Genomic DNA, 18,800 nt, shown 5'->3' with positions numbered 1-18,800 from the left:
CCGTACCCGAAACACGGGTCAGAGTCGGTTCGTTCGTAGGTTCGGGCTTATCTCTTCGAGAGGGTGTGTCGAATGCGGCGCGAGCACGCGCGACTCCTGGAACGAGACCGGGAATCAGAACTCCTGGAGGAAGGCCTCCTCCAGGCACGTGAGGGCAGCGGCGGCATGGTGGTGCTGGAGGGGGCGACCGGGCTCGGGAAGACCAGCCTCCTGCGAACGACCCGCGAGAGTGCCTCCCAGCAGGGATTCGTCGTCCTGAGCGCGCGCGGCTGCGCGTTGGAGCAGGACTTCGCCTGGACGATCGTGCGCCAGCTCTTCGAGTTGTGTCCGGGTCTGGACTCCACCGGAGAGGACGCCGGTATCCTCTCCGGCCCCGCGGCCATGGCCCGTTCCCTGTTCGACTACCGGCAGCTCCAGAACTGCCCCGCGTCCAGACCCTACGAGGACTTGTACGGCGCTCTGCACGGCCTCTACTGGCTGTGCCGCAATCTCTCCGAGCGCCGGCCGCTTCTCCTGATGATCGACGACGCGCAATGGGCGGACGCCGAATCACTGCGATTCGTGAGCTATCTGGTCAACAGGATCGAAGACCATGCGGTCCTCGTCGCGCTGGCCAGCACGCCGACCGACGAACCCGCCACGCCCGAACTGCTGATGACGGCCTGCGCCGCGCCCCTGGTGAAGCCGGCGAGACTGGGCGCGCTCAGCGCCGAAGCCGTTCACCAACTGGCGTCCGAGATCCTCGGCCGCGCGCCGCACGAGGCGTTCACGCATGCCTGCCTCACCATGAGCGAGGGCAATCCGCTCCACCTCCTCGAACTGCTGGAGGACGCGGCCCGAGAGGGTATCGCCCCCGTGGAGACGGAAGCACCTCGCGTCTACGAGCTGACCCCGGCCCGCGCCGCCTGGGGCGTCCGTCGACAACTCACCCGACTGCCGGACATCGCGGTCGCCCTCGCCGGCGCGGTGGCCGTGCTGACCTCGGACGCCGAGCCCCGGCACTGCGCCCGGGTGGCCGGGCTCGACGAGGCGGATGCCACGGAGGCCGCGGGCCGGCTCAGGGACGCGGGGCTGCTCACAGCGGATGCCCCGTACCGTTTCGTCCGGCCCGTGATCCACCAGGTCGTGTACGAAGGCATGGCGGCGCAGGCGCGCAACGCCGCGCACCGGACGGCCGCGGCGTGTCTCGGTGCGGCGGGGACCGCCGCGGTCCGGTCGGCCGAGCACCTGTGCCGGACCGATCCCGACGCGAACCCCTGGGCCGTGTCGATCCTGCGTTCCGCGTCACGCGAGGTCCTCGGTGGGGGCGATGCCCTGGCCGCCACCCGCTACCTGCGGCGCGCGATGGCCGAATCCCCCGCACAAGGGGTCGACCTGGGCGTGCTGGCGGAGCTGGGCGCGGCCGAGCTCCGCGCCCAGCAGGCTTCGGCACTCGAGCACTTGGAAAAGGTACTGCGCCAAGGGGCCCAGCCACATGCGGAACTCACGATACGGCTCGACCTCGGCCACGCCCTGGCCGCCGTCGGCCGGCCGGAGGATGCCCTCGCCGCCATAGACCCGGGATCCTGGGCGGCGGACCGTACCGAGGGCGCCCAGGCCTGGGCAGCGGCCATGACGATCCAGCGGCTCGCCGGAGACCGGGGCGACCGGGCCGGTTCCCGGAGTCGGCCCGGTCTCGATCCCCTCACCCTGCGGGCGCACGCGGCCGCGGCTGCGCTCTCCGACGGTCGGCCCGCCCCGCGTGCGGCGCGCTTGGCGCGCGCCGCCGTTGCGGACGGGGTGCGACTGCCCGCTCACGACGTGGAGCTGCCCCCCGCGTCCCTGGCCGCGTGGGTGCTTGCCCAGTGCGACGATCCGCTGGCATCCGAAGGCATCCTCAACGAGGTCGTCGGCATGGCGACCCGGGACGGCCATGTCCTGACCGCGGCGACCGCCCGGAGCCTTCGGGCCGCGATCGTCTTCGACACCGGACGGATCGCCGACGCCGAGGCAGCGGCGCGGGAGGTGCTGCGGCAACGGACCGGGGCATCCCTCGCCCTGACTCAAGCCCCGCTCGCGGCGGCCGTACTCGTACAGTGTCTGATCGAGCAGGACCGGCCGCAGGAGGCCGACGAGCTGCTCGAACGTCATGGAATGGCCGGCGAACTGCCTCGGAACGCCGTCCACTTACCGCTGCGCGTGGCACGAGGCAGGCTCCACGCGGCGCTCGGCCGCCGGCAGAAGAGCGTTCAGGAACTGCTGGACTGCCGCTCCCTCGCCCGCAAGCACCGCTGGCACAACTCGTCCGCGACCGGGGGATGGCTCGCCACCGTCGTGCACGGCGTGGCCATGAACAGCGGGCAGCGCGCCGCCCGGGAACTTGCCTTCGCCGAGGTGCGCCGAGCGAGCTCCGTCGGAGCCTCCCGTCCCCTGGCCGCGGCACTCTGCGCGTACGGGGAAATGGCCGGCGGAAAGGAGGGAATACGGCACATCGAGCAGGCCGAGCAGCTGCTGGCCGGCCTTACGGCCCCAGTGGAACACGCCCGCACCCTGCTTGCCCTCGGTGCCGCGATACGCCGGACCGGTGACCGTTCGGAAGCCCGCCACCGCCTGACGACGGCGCTGGAACTGGCACGGAACTGCGGAGCTGCCGCACTGGAGCAGGAGATAGGCGCCGAACTCCGCCTCACCGGTGCCCGGTTGTCACCGGCGGCAGGGGAGACCGTCTCGCTGACTCCCGCAGAACACCGGGTGGCGCAGCAGGCATCAGCGGGTCTGACCAACCGAGAGATAGCTCAGGCGCTGTTCATCACCGTCAAGACCGTCGAGTGGCATCTCGGCCAGGCGTACAGCAAGCTCGGCATCCGCAAGCGCGCGGAGCTCACCCGGGCCCTCTCCCTGGTCCCCGGAGACCCCGGACCGGAGCGGCGCAGCGCCTGATCCCCGGTCCGACCGGCCCCGCCACCAGGGGCGCCGGGCGGACTGGGGGTCCTGCTGGGGGTTCTCCTGGGGCGCCCTCGAGCCCGCTTCGAGAGGCTGGCGGTCGTCAGCCGCGGGGGACGCACATCGCTTGCCGCGGACCGGCCTCTGCCGCACCCGAAAGGCGGGAACCGTGCGCAACGCACCCAGTGAGAAGCGGTACGACACCCTGACCGCAGCCGAACGCTCCTTCGTCGACAACGTGGCCCGGCATTACCACGAAGCTCACGGCGTGACATGGGAGAAGGGCCGGACCATGGCCTGGATGATCATCAGTGACCCGGCCGAGCAGACACTGTCCGAGATCTGCGCCGCTGTGGACACCACGCCGGAGAGCATCGAGCAGCTCATCGAACAGCTGACGCTCGCCGGCCTGTACGTCCGGATCGACGAGCCGGGCCGGGAGACCAGCTACCGGCTCGTCGACGACGGCTACCCCAAGGCCGTGTCGGACACCTTCGCCAGCTGGCCGGAGTACCACCGCATCTTCCAGTTCGGCCTTGAGGTCCTGGCCGGCGCCGACGCGGACCGGCGACGGCGGATCGCCGAGATCGAGGAGCTGTTCGGACACATCGTCGGCGACCTCGCCGAGATGTCGAAGCGCTGGGAGCAGCTCCAGAGCGCCTCCGTCTGACCAGCCGGCTCCGCGCAACGTGAAGAGAGAGGGAATCCCCATGGCCGCTGACGCCACCATCGTGAAGCCGAACGAGGGCGAGAAGTCCTTCGTCGAGAAGGTCGCCCAGTACTACTACGAGAACGACGGGATGCCGCACGACCGCGGACGGGTCGTCGGCTGGATGATGATCTGCTCCCCCTCCACGCAGACGGCCGACCGGATCGCCGAGGCGCTCGACGTCCCGCGAGCCGCGATCGACCGGATCGTCGACCAGCTCACTCCCGAGAACGACCCGGTGAGCGTCTTCGAGCGCACGGGCTCCCTGAGCGAGAACTACACGATCCGGCTCCGCGAGAACAGCTGGGCGCCCAAGGTCAGAGGGATCTTCTCGGAGTTCCCCGACTTCCACCGGGTCGCCCGCGAAGGTCTGGAGGGCCTCCGGGCCGAAGGCGCCTCCGAGGAGCGTCTGGTCCGGCTCGCCAACATGGAGCGCTTCCTCGGGTTCGTCAGCGGCGAGATGCCCACGATCCTCGAGCGCTACGAGAAGAACCGGCAGGTCGGCCTCGGCAGCTGATCCCCCGCACACCGGGCGACGTCCGAAGAAGGAGAGGAAACCGTGGCGGTCGCGTACGCCGAGCACATCCCGGCCTCCGGGGCGCAGATCGCCCCGGAGAACCTGGGCAGCGCACAGTTCCGGGCCGACCACGGCGTGCGGTACGCCTACGCCGCCGGATCCATGTACAAGGCCGTCGCCTCCGAGGACATGGTCCTCAGGATGGGCCGGGCGGGCCTGCTCTCCTTCTTCGGCACCGGAGGTCTGCGGCCGGACCGGGTGATCGCCGCGATCGAGCGGTTCGAGCGGGAGCTCGGCGACGGCCCGTACGGCTTCAACCTGCTGGCCGGCGGGGACAATCCGGCCAAGGAGCAGGAGCAGGTCGAGCTGTTCCTCCGGTATGGGGTGAGGCGGGTCGAGGCGGCGTCCTTCGTCCGTCCCACGCCGCCCCTCGTCCGCTACCGGCTGTCCGGTCTACGCCTGGCGCCCGACGGGTCGGTCGTGGTCCCCCACCGTGTGATGGCCAAGGTCTCCCGCCCGGAGGTCGCCCGGTCCTTCCTCGCCCCCGCCCCGCCGGAGACGGTCGGCGAACTGCTGGCACAGGGGCTCATCACGTCGGAGGAGGCAGCGCTGGCCGCCCGCGTCCCCATGGCGGACGACTTGGTGGCGGAAGCCGACTCGGGCGGCCACACCGACCAGCGACCGCTCGTCATCTTGCTCCCGGACACGGTGCGCCAACGGGACCTGGCCGCCCGCGAGTTCCCCGCCGCCGCGCGCGTACGGGTCGGAGCGGCCGGGGGGCTCGGATCGCCGGAGGCGGTGGCGGCGGCCTTCGTGCTCGGTGCCGACTTCGTCCTCACCGGCAGCATCAACCAGTGCACGGTGGAATGCGGCACCAGCGAACGCGTCAAGGACATGCTCCAGGAGGCCGAGGTCCACGACATGGCGATCGTGCCGGCGGGCGACATGCTGGAATCCGGTGCCCGCGCCCAGGTGCTGCGCCGGGGGCTGTTCTATCCGGCGCGGGCGAACAAGCTCTACGAGCTCTACCGTCGGCACTCCTCGCTGGACGACCTCGACCCGGCCACCGCGGACCAGTTGCAACGGCGGTACTTCAGGCGCAGCTTCGAGGAAGTGTGGCAGGAGACCCGCGCCCACTACGCGCGAGTCGACCCGGACTCCCTCGCCCGCGCGGAACACGACCCCAAGCACCGGATGCTGCTGGTTTTCAAGGCCTACTTCGTCCAGTCCATCCGCCTGGCGATGAGCGGTTCGCAGGACCACCAGGTCGACTACCAGATCAACTGCGGCCCGGCCATGGGGGCGCTCAACGGCCTGCTGCGCGGCACGCCCCGCGAGAGCTGGCGCGAGCGGCACGTGGACGAGCTCGCCGAGCTGCTGATGGGCGGCGCCGCACGGCTCCTGTCCGATCGGCTCCGCGCCATGACCCTGCCCCAATGCCCCTGACCCACACCGACCGGAGGCCGGCATGACCACGATCCATCTCTTCGCCGGGCAGGGTTCCCAGCGCGTCGGCATGGGCCGAGACCTGCTGGCCGCCTACCCCAACCTGGTGCGGCAGGCCGACGCGGTTCTCGGCTACTCCGTCGCCGAACTGTGCCTGGAAGGCCCCGCCGAACGGCTCGGTGACACCCGGTTCACCCAGTGCGCCGTGTACGTCGTCGACGCACTGTCCTATGTGGACACCGTGCGCACGACCGGGGTGATCCCCGACCTCGTGGCCGGACACAGCCTGGGCGAGTACGCGGCCCTGTTCGCCGCCGGTGCGTACGACTTCCGTACCGGGCTGGAGATCGTCGCCCGGCGGGCCGTCCTGATGGCGGAGGCCGGCCCCGGAGCCATGGCCGCGGTGGTCGGCCTGGACGAGGCCCGCGTCCGCCGGATCCTGGAGGAGTCGGGGGCGGTGCTCGACATCGCCAACCTCAACGCCCCCGACCAAATCGTCCTCTCCGGCCCCGCCGAGGCCCTCCGGGCGATCACCCCGATGCTGTCGGAGCAGGCCGACGCGGTGATACCGCTGCCGGTCAGCGGGGCCTTCCACTCCCGCTGGATGGCCCCGGCCGCAAGGGAGTTCGAACGCTTCCTGCGCGGCTTCGTCCTCGCCCGGCTGAAGATCCCCGTCATCGCCAACACGACTGGCCGGCCCTACGACGGGGACATCGCGAGAACCCTGGTCCGCCAGCTCACCGAGCCGGTCCGCTGGTCCGACACCGTCGTCCACTGCCTGGACCAGACGGATCCTCAGCTGCACGAGATCGGCCCCGGGACCGTCCTGACGGGCCTGACCCGGCGCATCCGGGCGGCTCGCCGCGAACCGGTCGGCCTCTAGTTCTCCCTGAGTCCGGGGAGGTCCGCATCAAGAAGACGTGGAAAGGAAGCAGCGGCCATGGAGCCCCTGACCGTCACCGGCCCCCTGAGTGTCACCCGAGTGGAGACCGACGCGTTCGCCAGGGCCAGCGGCGACCTGAACCCGCTGCACGTGGACGAGGCGTACGCGAGCCGTACCCCGTTCGGGGAGCCCGTCGCCCACGGCGTGCTGTGCGTGCTGAAGGCCCTGGCCGCAGGACCGGCCAGGCCGGGCATGCGACTCGCGGGCCTGAAGGTCCGCTTTCCCGGCCCGGTCATCCCGGGGCAGCGGTACGCATGCGAGGTGGTGGCCGCCGGCCCGGACGCAGCCCGGTACCGCATCCTGGACGGCCGCCGGGTGCTGCTCGACGCCGAGATCACGTACGTGCCGGGCGCCCTGCGGTCCGCACCGTCTCGGGCGGCGCGCGCCCGGGCCTTCGACACCGCCGCGCAGACCCCCCTGGAGCAGCTGGTCGTGGGCACCGCGATCGGTTCGGCCTACCGTCCCGACCGGGCACGGCTCAAGGAACTGCTCGCCGAAGTCGGTCTGAACGACCACGGCATCGACGTCGAGCACGCGGCGGCGCTGGCCTGGGCCAGCCAGCTTGCCGGCATGGAGGCGCCGGGCCGGTCGGCACTCATCAGCAGTATCGAGCTGACCTGCGAAGAGACCACTGCATCCCGTGGCTTCGCGGCAAAGGGCGAGATCGCCGACGTCGATATCCGTTTCCGCAGCGTGCGCCTGACCGGTGAGGTGGCGGCCGGACGGCTGCGCGCCCGTGTCGAGATATGCGCCTTCGCCCGGCGAGAAGTCCCGGCCCCCTCACCCGCGCAGATCCGCGCACGCGTGACCCCCGGGTCCCTCGACGGGCGCGTGGCCTTCGTCGCCGGAGGCAGCCGCGGCCTCGGCGCCGCGCTGGTCCAGGCCCTGGCCGTGGCCGGCTGCACCGTCCACGTCGCCTTCCGGCACGGCCGGGCCGAAGCGGAGGCTCTGGCGGATTCGCTGGGCCCCGACGCCGGGCGGATCCGGCTGCACCAGGGCGACGTGGGCGATCCCTCGTGGTGTGAGCAGGTACGGGACCGGATCCACGCACAGGACGGGTCGATCGATCTGCTCCTGCTCAACGCCGGCCCCGCCGCACAGGGGATGGACCTGCACACGGCGACCGTCGCGCGGGCCGGCGAACACGTCCGGCGTGCCCTGGAACTGGCGCAGGCCCCGCTCTCCTCCTTCGCCGAGGACCTCGCGGCTGCCGCCGGCCGGATCGTGGCCATCTCCTCCGCCTACGCGGGCGAGCCCAGGCGCGGCCTCGCCCACTACGCCGCCGGGAAGAGCGCCGTCGAGGGCCTGGTGCGGGCAGCCGCCGCCGAGTACTCCGGCGTCCGCGTGCTGATCGCCCGGCCGCCTCGGCTCGCCACCTCCTTCGCCGACAGCGTGGCGGCGGCGGACGAGGCACTGCCCGTCGAGCCCGTGGCCGCCGCGATCGTCGGCCGGCTGGCAGCCGGCCCCTCGGACACGGTGGTGGAACTGCTGCACGAATTCGACGAGTTCACGGGCCGCACGCACGCCGCGCCGGAGCAGGACACCGCCGTCCGCCTCGTGCCCGCCACCGCTGCGCCCGTGACGGACTCCACCGGCCGCGGCCTGCTCGCCGTGGCCGCCACCTTCACCACCGACCCGCTGCGCGAGCTCCTCACCCGCTGGAGCGAGCGGCTCGGGCTCGGCCTGGAGGTGTACCTCACCCCTTACGGCCAGGTGTTCCAGGAACTCCTCGACCCGCGGAGCACGTTCTCCGCCAACCCGCACGGCTGCAATGCCGTGCTGATCCGGCTGGAGGACTGGCCGCAGGGCGCCGAAGGCACCCGTACCGTCGACGAGTTCACCGCGGCGGCCACCGCATGCGCGCGGCGTATCGCGGTGCCGCTGGCCGTCGTCGTGTGCCCGGCCTCGCCGCCGGCCGTGGCTGCCAGGGCCGGGGAACTGGCACACCTTGAGGAGCGGCTGCGCGGTGCCCTCGGCCCCGTCGACGGCATCCATGTCACCGGAAGCGACCGTTGGAGCAGCGGCTTCCGGGTGGACGGACACCACGACGCGGCACGGGAGGAACACGCCCACCTCCCGTACACCCCGCTCGCCCTGACGGCTCTGGCCACCACCGTCGCCCGGACGGTCCACTCCCTCCTGGCGCCTCCGTACAAGGTGCTCGTCCTGGACTGCGACAACACCCTGTGGGGCGGTGTCTGCGGTGAGGACGGCCCTGACGGCATCCGGCTGGGCGACGCGCACCTGGCACTCCAACGGTGGGCCGTCGAGCGGCACGACCAGGGTGTGCTGATCTGCCTGAGCAGCAAGAACTCCGAGCACGACGTTGATGAGGTGTTCCGCCACCACCCGGAGATGCCGCTGCGCCCCGAGCACATCGCGGCCCGCCGCATCGACTGGAACCCCAAGCCGGGGAACATCGCCGCCCTCGCGGCCGAGCTCGGACTGGGGCTCGACAGCGTCGTTTTCCTCGACGACAACCCGGTGGAGACCGCCGCCGTCCGGGCCTCCTGCCCGGACGTACTGGCCCTGACACTGCCCTCGGACGAGGCGGAGGTTTCCGGATTCCTCGACCGGCTGTGGACCTTCGACCGGCCTGCGGTCACCGACGAGGACCGTCGGCGTACCTCGATGTACCGCGCCGGCCGCGAGCGCGCGCAGCTGCGCGGATCCGCCGCCACGCTCGGGGAGTTCATCGCCGGGCTGCGGCTGCGGATCGACGTGCGCGAGGCCCGGCCGGAACAGCTCGCCCGGGTCGCCCAGCTCACCCAGCGCACCAACCAGTTCAACCTGTCCGGGATCCGCAGGACCGAGCAGGAGCTGAAGGCGTTGCTCGCCGACGGCGCGCGGTGCTGGGTGGCCGAAGTCGGCGACCGTTTCGGGGAGTACGGGCTGGTCGGAGCGGCCGTCACCCGGGCCGGCGAGGACGCCGTCGTACTGGAGACCTTCCTGCTGAGCTGCCGGGTGCTGGGCCGTGGGGTCGAGCACGCCTTCCTCTCCGCCGTTGCTGCGGCCTCTGTGGGGGACGCCGCGATGCTGGAGGCCGTGTACCGGCCGACGGCCCGGAACACCCCGGTGCGAACGTTCTTCGAGACCGTTCTCGGCACTGGCACACCGGCGGCCGAGGACACGACCGTCTGGCGGGTCCCGCGCGACGCGGCCGCCCAGGCCGTCTTCCGGCCCGAGGACCACACGGCGAGCACGGATCCGGGCCGGCACGCCACCGCGCCGGCGAAGCCCTCCGCCCGGTCTGCCGATCCGGTTCGCCAGGCGGCGCTCACCAGCCTGGCCGCCGATCTCACGGGGGCCGAGGAACTCCACCGGTGGATCGGCGGTGCGCCCGGCAGCGTCGGGCGCCACGAGCCGGGCCGCACGGCCGGCACTGCTCTGGAGGCCTTGTGCGAGGTTCTGGCCCGGCTGCGCGGCATCCCGGCGGACAGCATGAGCGCGGACACGACGCTCGCATCGCTGCGGCTGGAATCCCTGGAGATCGTCGACGCCACCGTGGCCCTGGAAAAGCGGTACGGAAGGCTGCCGGCCACGCTCTTCTTCGAACACCGGACGCTGGGCCGGCTGGCCGAGGCGCTGCAACCGGACACCGCGACAGCGCCGGCGCTCGCCACTGCGGGCGCGGACACCGAACCGGAAGTCATCGAACCTGAGGAGATCGAGGCGGCCGGTACCGCGCCCGGGGACATCGCCGTCGTCGGGATCGCCGGGCGCTATCCGGGCGCATCCGACATCGCGCAGCTGTGGCGGAACCTCCTCGCGGGCACCGAGTCGATATCGGACGCGGCGGAACGCTGGGGCGGCCCGTCCGTCGTGGACCCGGCCGGCGGGCCCGCCAAGACCTACACCTCCGCCGCCGGGCTGATCGAGGGCGTCGACGAGTTCGACGCGCCGTTCTTCGGCCTCGCCCCCAGCGAGGCGGAGACCATGGACCCCCAGCAGCGCCTCTTTCTCCAGGCCGCCTACCACGCGCTGGAGGACGCCGGGCACACGGCCGCGGACCTCGGCCGCGACGTCGGCGTGTACGTCGCGTCGATGGGCCCCGACTACGCCGTGCTCAGCGCGAACGCAGCACTGGACGGCCGTAGCCGCTACCCCAACAGCGACCTCTACCAGATCGCCAACCGGGTGTCGCACTTCTTCGACTTCACCGGACCCAGCCTCGCCGTCGACACGGCTTGCTCCGGCTCGGGCGTCGCCCTGCAGCTCGCCTGCGACGCCATCCGCAGCGGCACCGTCACGGCCGCCCTGGCCGGCGGTGTCAACCTCATCCTTCATCCCGCACGGCGGATCCAGTACGCGCAGCTCGGCATGGTCTCCCGTACCGGTCGCTGCCGGCCGTTCGGTGCGGGCGCCGACGGAATGATCCCGAGCGAAGGCGTGGGCGCGGTCCTGCTGCGTCCGCTGCGCGACGCGCTCGCCGACGGCGACCACGTCTACGGAGTGATCAAGGCGATCGGCGCGAACAGCGGCGGCCGCACCAACGGATTCACCGTGCCCAGCCCGGAAGCCCAGGCCACCCTGATCTCCGCCACCCTGCGCCGCGCCGCCGTCGACCCGGCCACGATCGGTTACGTCGAAGCACACGGCACGGGCACCCCGCTCGGCGACCCCATCGAGATCCGAGGCCTGACCCAGGCCTTCGGGGACACGGTACGGCCCGGCAGCGTCCCGGTCGGCAGCCTCAAGGGCAACATCGGGCACACCGAGGCGGCAGCGGCCGTCGCCGGGCTGACCAAAGTCCTGCTCCAGCTGCGCCACGGCACACTGGTTCCCTCCCTGCACGCCGAGGAGACCAACCCGCACATCGACTTCGAGCGCACCCCGTTCCGGGTACAGCGGGAGACCGCCGAGTGGCGGCACGACCACCAGGGCGTGCGGCGGCGCGCCGCGCTGAGCTCCTTCGGCGCCGGGGGCGTCAACGTCCACGCCGTGCTGGAGGAGGCCCCCGACCCGGCTCAGCAGCGGCCGGCCCCCGCAGGCCCGGAACTGATCCTGCTGTCCGCCCATGACGAGGAGCAACTGCGCGAGGTATGCACCCGCCTGGCCGGCTGGGTGCGGGCGGAGGAGGGGCGGAACCCGCTCGGCGACATCGCCCACACCCTGCGCGCCGGACGCGAGCACTTCGGCTGCCGCATCGCCTTCCTGGCCGCCGGCCCCGGCGATCTGGCGGAGACCCTGGACCGCCTCCACTCGGATCCGGGCGGGATCGAGGCCGCGGCGGCGGCCGTCGAGGCCGTCTCCTTCGGGCGCGTGGCCGCGGCCCCGGCACTTGCCGAGGTCTTCGACGGCGGCACGGAATCGGTACGCCTGCTGGAGGATCTCGCGCGGCGCAGCGGCCCTGCGGCGCTCGGCCGGCTGTGGTGCCAGGGCGTACGCGTCGACTGGCCGAGCGTCCTGCCGGGGACCGGGCAGCGCAGGGTCCCTCTCCCGGGGTACCCGTTCCGGCGCGCCCGGCACTGGCTGGAGGAGCCGCCCTCCGCCGTGTCCGAAGCGTCCACCGTGTCCTCCATGCCCGCCATGCCCGCCGGGCTCGGATCCCCTGGCGAAACCGCGTACTACGCACCGCACTGGCTCCCCGAGCCCGCCCTCACGGACGGTCTCCCGGCCGGTGCCACCGTCGTGGCCATCGGCGCGACCCCGCAGTGGGCGGTCGGCGCCGACCTGCTGCTGGCCGGCCCCGACGGGATACCCGAACCGGCCGCCGGCGAACAGCACCTGATCGTCGTCGACCGGCGCTGTCTCGACACCGACGGCGGCACCGGGACGACCTCGCTGGACGCCGCCCTCGCCGCGGCCCGGCTGGCGGTCCGGGGGCGCCACGTCACCTATGTCTGCCTGTGCCGCCCCACGGAGGAGGACCCCGGCAGCGCCGCGGTCACGGGGTTCGGACGGGCCCTCGCCCAGGAGTCCCCGCTGTTCCGGACCGTACGGATCGAGGTCGCGCGGGACAGTGCCGAGCCCACCCTCGCGGAGACCCTCGCCGAAGCACGGAGCGGCCCGGCCGAGGTACGCAAGGACGGTGGAGTGCGCCTGGTACGGCGCTGGCTGCCCCTGGCCGCCGGTCACGGCGACCGTGTCCTGCGGGACGGCGGCCACTACCTGATCACCGGAGGTGCGGGCGGTGTCGGACGGCTGCTGGCCGCCCGGCTCGCCGAGCGCTGCCGGGCCTCCGTCACGCTGCTGGGCCGCTCACCCGCTCCCGCCGCGATCGACCGGCTCCGTACGGACGTACGGGCGCACGGCGGTGAAGTCCTGTACATCCAGGCCGATGTCACGGATGCCCGGCAGACCGCGGAGGCCCTGGCCAGGGCCCGGCAGCAGCACGGCCCGCTGCGCGGCGTCGTGCACGCCGCCGGGGTCCTGCGCGACGGATCCTTCCGGGACAAGTCCGGGGAGCGGATCCGGGAGGTCCTCGCACCCAAGGTGACCGGCTGCGAGGTGCTGGACGAGGCGACCTCCGACGACGACCTGGACTTCTTCCTGCTCATGTCCTCGTTCGTCGGCACCTTCGGCAACGCCGGGCAGGCGGAGTACTGCGCCGCCAACCGCTTCCTCGACGCGTTCGCCGAACAGCGTTCCGCGCGCACCGCCCGGGGTCTGCGTTCCGGGCGTTCCGTCTCGGCGGTGTGGCCCCTCTGGGAGGACGGAGGCATGCGCATGCCCGCCGCCGCACGACAGCTGACCGCGACGACGCTCGGCCTGACGGCCATCGGCCGCGATGCCGCCCTGCGCGCCTTCGAGGACGTACTCGGCCTGGACAGTACGACCGTACTGATCGGCTGTGGCGACCAGGAGCGGATCGCCGGCGCGCTGACCGCGCTCACGCCGGCCACGGCCCCAGCCGCACCGCACCTGCACGCCGATCACGGGCCGGGACCGGCGGACGATCGCCCGGCCGTCCTACTGGAGCGGCTCCGTGACGAGGCCGCCAGGCTCGTCAAGCTGCCCGTGAGACAGATCGACGTCACCGCCGAGTTCGGAGACTTCGGTTTCAATTCGCTGCTGTTCACCGACTTCGCCAACCGGCTGAACCAGCTCTTCGCGCTGACGTTGACCCCCGTGATCTTCTTCGAGTTCCCGAATTTGACGGCCCTCGCCGAGGAGCTGGGACGTCGGGGCGCCGCCGTGGCCCGCACCGAGCCTGCCGGCTCCGGAGCGGACACCGGGCCCGAGAGCGCGAAGGCGGCGGCTCCGGTTGCCGCCGGAGCCCCGGTTTCCGGTCCGGAACGCGCGATCCCGGTCGCTGTGACCGGCATGGCCGGGCGCTTCCCCGGTTCGGCCGGCCTCGACGCGTACTGGGGCCACCTGATGGCCGGCCGCGACCTCGTCACCGAGGCGCCGGAGGGCCGCTGGACCGGCACCCGTCCGCGCGGCGGCTTCCTGGAGGACGTCCTGGCCTTCGACGCCGCCTTCTTCGGGATCTCACCCCGCGAGGCCCGGCTGATGGATCCGCAGCAGCGGCTGTTCCTCGAAGCGGCCTGGCACGCGCTGGAGGACTCGGGCCACGACCCGCGCCGGCTCGGCGGCAGCCGCACCGGGGTGTTCGTCGGGGCGACCTTGTCCGACTACTCCGAACTACTGGCCCGCAGCGGCGAGGAGACGGCCGGCCACTCGGTCACCGGCCATGTCCAGAGCATCATCGCCAACCGGCTCTCGTACCTGCTCGACCTGCGCGGGCCGAGCGAGGTGCTCGACACCGCCTGTTCCAGCTCGCTCACCGCTCTACACCGGGCGCTGAGCGCTCTGGAGACGGGCGAATGCGATCTCGCCGTGGTGGGCGGCGTCAACGCCCTCTTCTCCCCCTCCTGGTTCGAGTCCCTCGGCAAAGCCGGGATGCTCTCGGCGACGGGCCGCTGCTGGACCTTCGACGAGCGCGCCGACGGGTTCATCCGCGGTGAAGGCGCCGGAGTGGTCATCCTCAAGCGGCTGGACCGGGCCCTTCGCGACCGCGACCCGGTCCGTGCGGTGATCCGCGGCAGCGCGGTCAACCACGGCGGACGGGCCCACTCATTGACCGCCCCGAACCCCGAGGCCCAGGCCGAAGCCGTCTCCGCAGCGCTGCGCCGGGCGGGCGCGCACCCCCGCGCGGTGTCGCTGATCGAGACGCACGGCACCGGAACCCGGCTCGGCGACCCCATCGAAGTGGCCGGTCTCCGCACGGCCTTCAGCCGCCTCGGTGCCCCCGGAGGCCCGCCCTGGTGCGCCCTGGGCGCGGTGAAGGCCGGCATCGGACACCTGGAGTCGGCCGCGGGCATGGCGGGTCTGATCAAGGTGCTGCTCGCCATCGGGCACCGGACGCTGCCGCCGAACGCGGCGGGCGACCGGCCGAACCCGCACCTGGAGCTGGACCGGGGCCCCTTCCGCCTGCCACTGGCGTCCGAGGCGTGGGAGCCGACGGACGAGACGGGCGCGCCCCTGCCCCTGCTGGCCGGTGTCAGCGCTTTCGGCTTCGGCGGGGCCAACGCCCACGTCATCGTCGGAGAGCCCCCGGCGGAAGCGGCCCCCGACCGCGATCCGGCCGACCACCCGGGAAACCCCGAGGTGGTGGTGCTCTCCACCGCCACCCCGGAGCGGCTGAGGGAGTACGCGCGCGGACTGCGCGACTCCCTGTCCGGCTCGGAGTACCGGCTGGCCGACCTCGCCCACACCTCGCGCGTGGCCCGCACCCTGTTGCCGGTACGGCTGGCCGCGGTCGCCTCGAACCGCGGGGAACTCGTCAGCCAACTCGACGCCTTCCTCGCCGGGCTGGACACGCCCGGCCTGTACACGGTCCACGGCGAACCGTCCCCTGCGTCAGGTGCCGACGCTTCCGGCCCGCACGCGCTCGCGCGCCGCTGGGCGGCAGGCGAGGAGGTCATCTGGCCCACCGCGCCGGGCCGCCGCCGCGTGCCCTTCCCCGTCTATCCCTTCGACCACTCGACCCCGCACGGACCCTCGCTCGGAGGCGACGACATGACGGCGACGCAGCCGGAAGCGGCACACCTGCCGCAACTGCTGACCCGCAGCTGGGTGCCCGCACCCTCGGCAAATCCGGTGCGCGCACCGCACGGACCGTGCGTGCTCCTCCTCGGCCGGGACACCGGTGTCGGCCTGCTCGAAGAGCTCGCGGGGCTGGACACCGTGGACTGGATCGTGCTGCGCGAGTCCTCCACGCTTCCCTCCCTCGGCGCCCACGAGTACGAACTGGACCTCGACGACCACGGGGCCGGGGTGCGTGCCGCTCGGGAGATCACCGCCCGCCATGGACACCCTGCGGCTGTCGTCGACCTGGTCGACGCCTTCGGCGGGCCGGCCCTCGGTCGTGAGGCCGCACGGGTCGGGCTGCTCCAGGCCCTCGCCGGGAACGGCCGGACGGAGGAACTGGCCGTGGCGCACGTGCGGCGTACGGCCCGGCTCGGCGGCGCCCGGATGGCGGGTCTGGTACGGGCCGTCGGCTCGGAGTGCGGTGCCGTACGGGCGGTCGGCCTCGAAGTCGAGGAGGCGCAGGAGGTCCTGGGCGCGGCCGTCCGTGAACTGGGCACGGCGGGCGAGGAGTCCGAGGTGCGCTACATCGGCGGCGTACGGCACGTACGGCGTATGCGGACCACGGGCAACGGGCGGACCACCGCGCCCGGAGGTCTCGGCGGCATGCCGGTCGACCCCGGCCGGGCCTACCTGATCACCGGGGGCACCGGTGGACTCGGCCTGGCCGCGGCCGAACTCCTCGTGCGGCGTGGTGCCCGTCGTCTCGCCCTCGCGGGCCGGCGTCCGCTGCCGCTGGACGGCTCCGGCGAAGGCGGCTGGGGGCGGGAACGGACCGCTGCCGTCCGCCGACTGGAGGAGGCCGGGGCGGAGGTCCTCCTGCACACCGGCAGCCTGACCGATGAAGCCGCGCTGGCAGGCTTCCTGGAGCAGGTCCGTAGCCGGTTCGGTGGTATCGCCGGAGTCCTGCACTGCGCGGGCTCCGTGTCGCCCACGCCCGCCTTCGTCCACAAGGGCTTCGCCGAGATCGCCGACTGCTGGGAGCCCAAGGGCGCCGGACTGCTGGCGCTCGACCGGGCGCTGGCCCAGGACGAACCCGACTTCGTCGTGCTGTACTCCTCGCTCTCCGCCACCGTGCCCGCGCTGGCGGGCGGTCTCAGCGACTATGCCGCCGCCAACGCCCTGCTCGACGCCTTCGCCGAGGAGCGGGCCGGGTTGGCCTGGTCACGCGGCTCGCGCACCCGGTACCTGGCGATCGGCTGGGGAAGCTGGGCGGGTCTCGGCATGGGCGAGGTCACCAGTCCCCGCTACCGGCAGGCCGGTCTCGGAGCGCTTACCCGCGAACAGGGGCTCACCCTCCTGGACCAGGCCCTGGCCGCCACCGGGCACACCAGCCTGGTCGCCGTGGCGGCCCTGCCCGGAGCCGCTGAACAGCTCCTGGGCGGAGCCAACGCCGCCGTCGGGACCGCCCCCGGCGCGGGCATCGGCGCCGATGCCGCGGACGCCGCACCGACCCCCGTACCGAGCGCCGGCCTGGCCGAGCGCTGTGCCGAGTACCTCACCGAGGTACTGGCGGAAGCGACCCTGCTGGACCGCGCCGCGATCCGCCCGGAGATTCCCTTCGCCGACCTGGGCGTCGACTCGGTGCTCATCGCCGGTCTCGTCCCCCGGCTGGAGGCGGTCACCGGGGCCCCGGTGGACCCGTCGGTCATCCTCGAACACCCGACCGTCGCCCGGCTGGCGGCCCACCTGGCGGAGCGACACCACGACGCCCTCGCCCGCTGGGCAGGCACCCTGCCCGCCCAGGCCACCGCCGACCCCCGCCCGGCCGCCGGCCGGCCCGTCCGCTCCAGCCCCTCCGATGCCGCGCCCCCGGTGGTTCCCATGGCCGTCGTCGGCATGGCCGGAAGGTTCCCCGGTGCGGCCACCACGGGCGAGTTCTGGGAGCTGCTGCGCAACGGCCGCTCCGGGGTGCGGGAGGTCCCGCGCTCTCGCTGGGACGTGGCGAGCCTGTACTCGCCGGAACCCCGGGAGGGCCGCAGCATCAGCAAGTGGGGCGGATTCCTGGACGGCGTCGAGGAGTTCGACCCGGGGTACTTCGGCATCCCGGAGACCGACGCCGCCCACATGGACCCGCTCACGCGGCTCTTCCTGGAGTGCGCCGAGCAGACCTTCGCCGACGCCGGATACACCGCGGCCGAGCTCGCCGGACGCCGGATCGGCGTCTACGTGGGATCGGGCACGAGCAGCTACGCCTCACGGATCACCCGGCCCGGGCGGGCGACCGCCACCGGCCTCAACCAGAACTTCATCGCCGCCCACCTGGCACACGTCCGGGACCTGCGCGGACCGAACCTGGTCGTGGACACCGCCTGCTCCTCGTCACTGACGAGCCTTCACCTGGCCTGCCAGGCCCTGCGCCTCGGCGACTGCGAGATGGCGCTGGTCGGCGGCGCGGACCTGATCCTGGACGAGACCCCCTACCTGTCGCTGAGCGCCTCCGGTGCCCTGTCGCCGGACGGCGCGTGCCACGTGTTCGACGCGGCTGCCAACGGCTTCGTCCCTGGTGAGGGAGTCGGCGCCGTCCTGCTGAAGCCGCTGCCGGCGGCGCTCGCCGACGGCGACCGCGTGCTCGCGGTCATCGAGTCCACGGCGGTGAACAACGACGGCCGCACCATGGGCCTCACCACGCCGAACCCCGAGGCCCAGCGGGACGTGGTCCGCGAGGCCCTCGCCCAGGCCGCGGCGGACGCGGGCAGCGTCTCGTACATCGAGGCGCACGGCACCGGCACCATGATCGGTGACCCGATCGAACTGAAGGCGCTCACCGAAGTCTTCCGCGAGTCCACCGCCGAACGCGGCTTCTGCGCCGTCGGCAGCGTCAAGTCCAATGTCGGCCACCTGCTGATGGCCGCGGGGATGGCGAGCCTCCAGAAGGTGGTGCTCTCCCTGGTGCACCGGGCCCTGCCGCCGACGCTGCACTGCGAACACCCCAATCCCCGCTTCGTCTTCGAGTCCTCTCCCTTCCGGCCCAACACCGAGCTGCGGGACTGGCCGGCCCGGCAAGGGGTACGCCGTGCGGGCATCAGCGCCTTCGGGTTCGGCGGCACCAACTGCCATGTGCTCGTCCGGGAGCTGACCGCCGCCGAGCGCGAGACCCATGAGGCGATGCGCGTCCCGCTGCCGCCACCGGTCTTCCACCGCACGCGCCACTGGGTGGAGCGTCCCCGGCCGGGTCACCCGGCCCCACAACCCCGTCCGTTGTTCGAGCTGGAGGACCTGAGCTAGCC

General features: G+C 72.8%; 6 protein-coding genes. All 6 read left to right on the top strand.

Annotated elements, in window-relative coordinates; all coding sequences use genetic code 11:
- The first annotated feature begins 72 nt into the window (after positions 1 to 72).
- The 6 genes from ACIQK6_RS33590 to ACIQK6_RS33565 all read left to right on the top strand — a co-directional run bounded on the left by ACIQK6_RS33590 (position 73) and on the right by ACIQK6_RS33565 (position 18,798).
- Positions 73 to 2,919 carry an ATP-binding protein gene (locus tag ACIQK6_RS33590; protein ID WP_402696390.1) on the top strand — a complete coding sequence of 949 codons (2,847 nt, stop codon included), beginning with the start codon at positions 73 to 75 and terminating at the stop codon, positions 2,917 to 2,919.
- 172 nt (positions 2,920 to 3,091) lie between these two features.
- On the top strand, positions 3,092 to 3,592 hold the full coding sequence (locus ACIQK6_RS33585) for a hypothetical protein (RefSeq protein ID WP_402696388.1): 501 nt from the start codon (positions 3,092 to 3,094) through the stop codon (positions 3,590 to 3,592).
- A gap of 40 nt (positions 3,593 to 3,632) precedes the next feature.
- Entirely contained in the window at positions 3,633 to 4,148 is a 516-nt protein-coding gene (locus ACIQK6_RS33580; RefSeq protein WP_329096970.1) for a hypothetical protein, read from the top strand.
- Positions 4,149 to 4,190: 42 nt separating this feature from the next.
- On the top strand, positions 4,191 to 5,594 hold the full coding sequence (locus tag ACIQK6_RS33575) for a PfaD family polyunsaturated fatty acid/polyketide biosynthesis protein (protein WP_402696386.1): 1,404 nt from the start codon (positions 4,191 to 4,193) through the stop codon (positions 5,592 to 5,594).
- Positions 5,595 to 5,616: 22 nt separating this feature from the next.
- Complete coding sequence (gene fabD, locus ACIQK6_RS33570) at positions 5,617 to 6,477, top strand: ACP S-malonyltransferase (RefSeq protein WP_402696385.1); 861 nt, start codon at positions 5,617 to 5,619, stop codon at positions 6,475 to 6,477.
- A 57-nt stretch (positions 6,478 to 6,534) separates the two neighbouring features.
- Complete coding sequence (locus tag ACIQK6_RS33565; protein WP_402696384.1) at positions 6,535 to 18,798, top strand: SDR family NAD(P)-dependent oxidoreductase; 12,264 nt, start codon at positions 6,535 to 6,537, stop codon at positions 18,796 to 18,798.
- The last annotated feature ends 2 nt before the right edge of the window (positions 18,799 to 18,800 follow it).

Source organism: Streptomyces sp. NPDC091682 (genome assembly GCF_044756625.1).
Classification (GTDB): domain Bacteria; phylum Actinomycetota; class Actinomycetes; order Streptomycetales; family Streptomycetaceae; genus Streptomyces.
The sequence above is the reverse complement of the archived record's forward strand: the minus strand, read 5'-3'. Positions and strand labels throughout refer to the sequence as shown.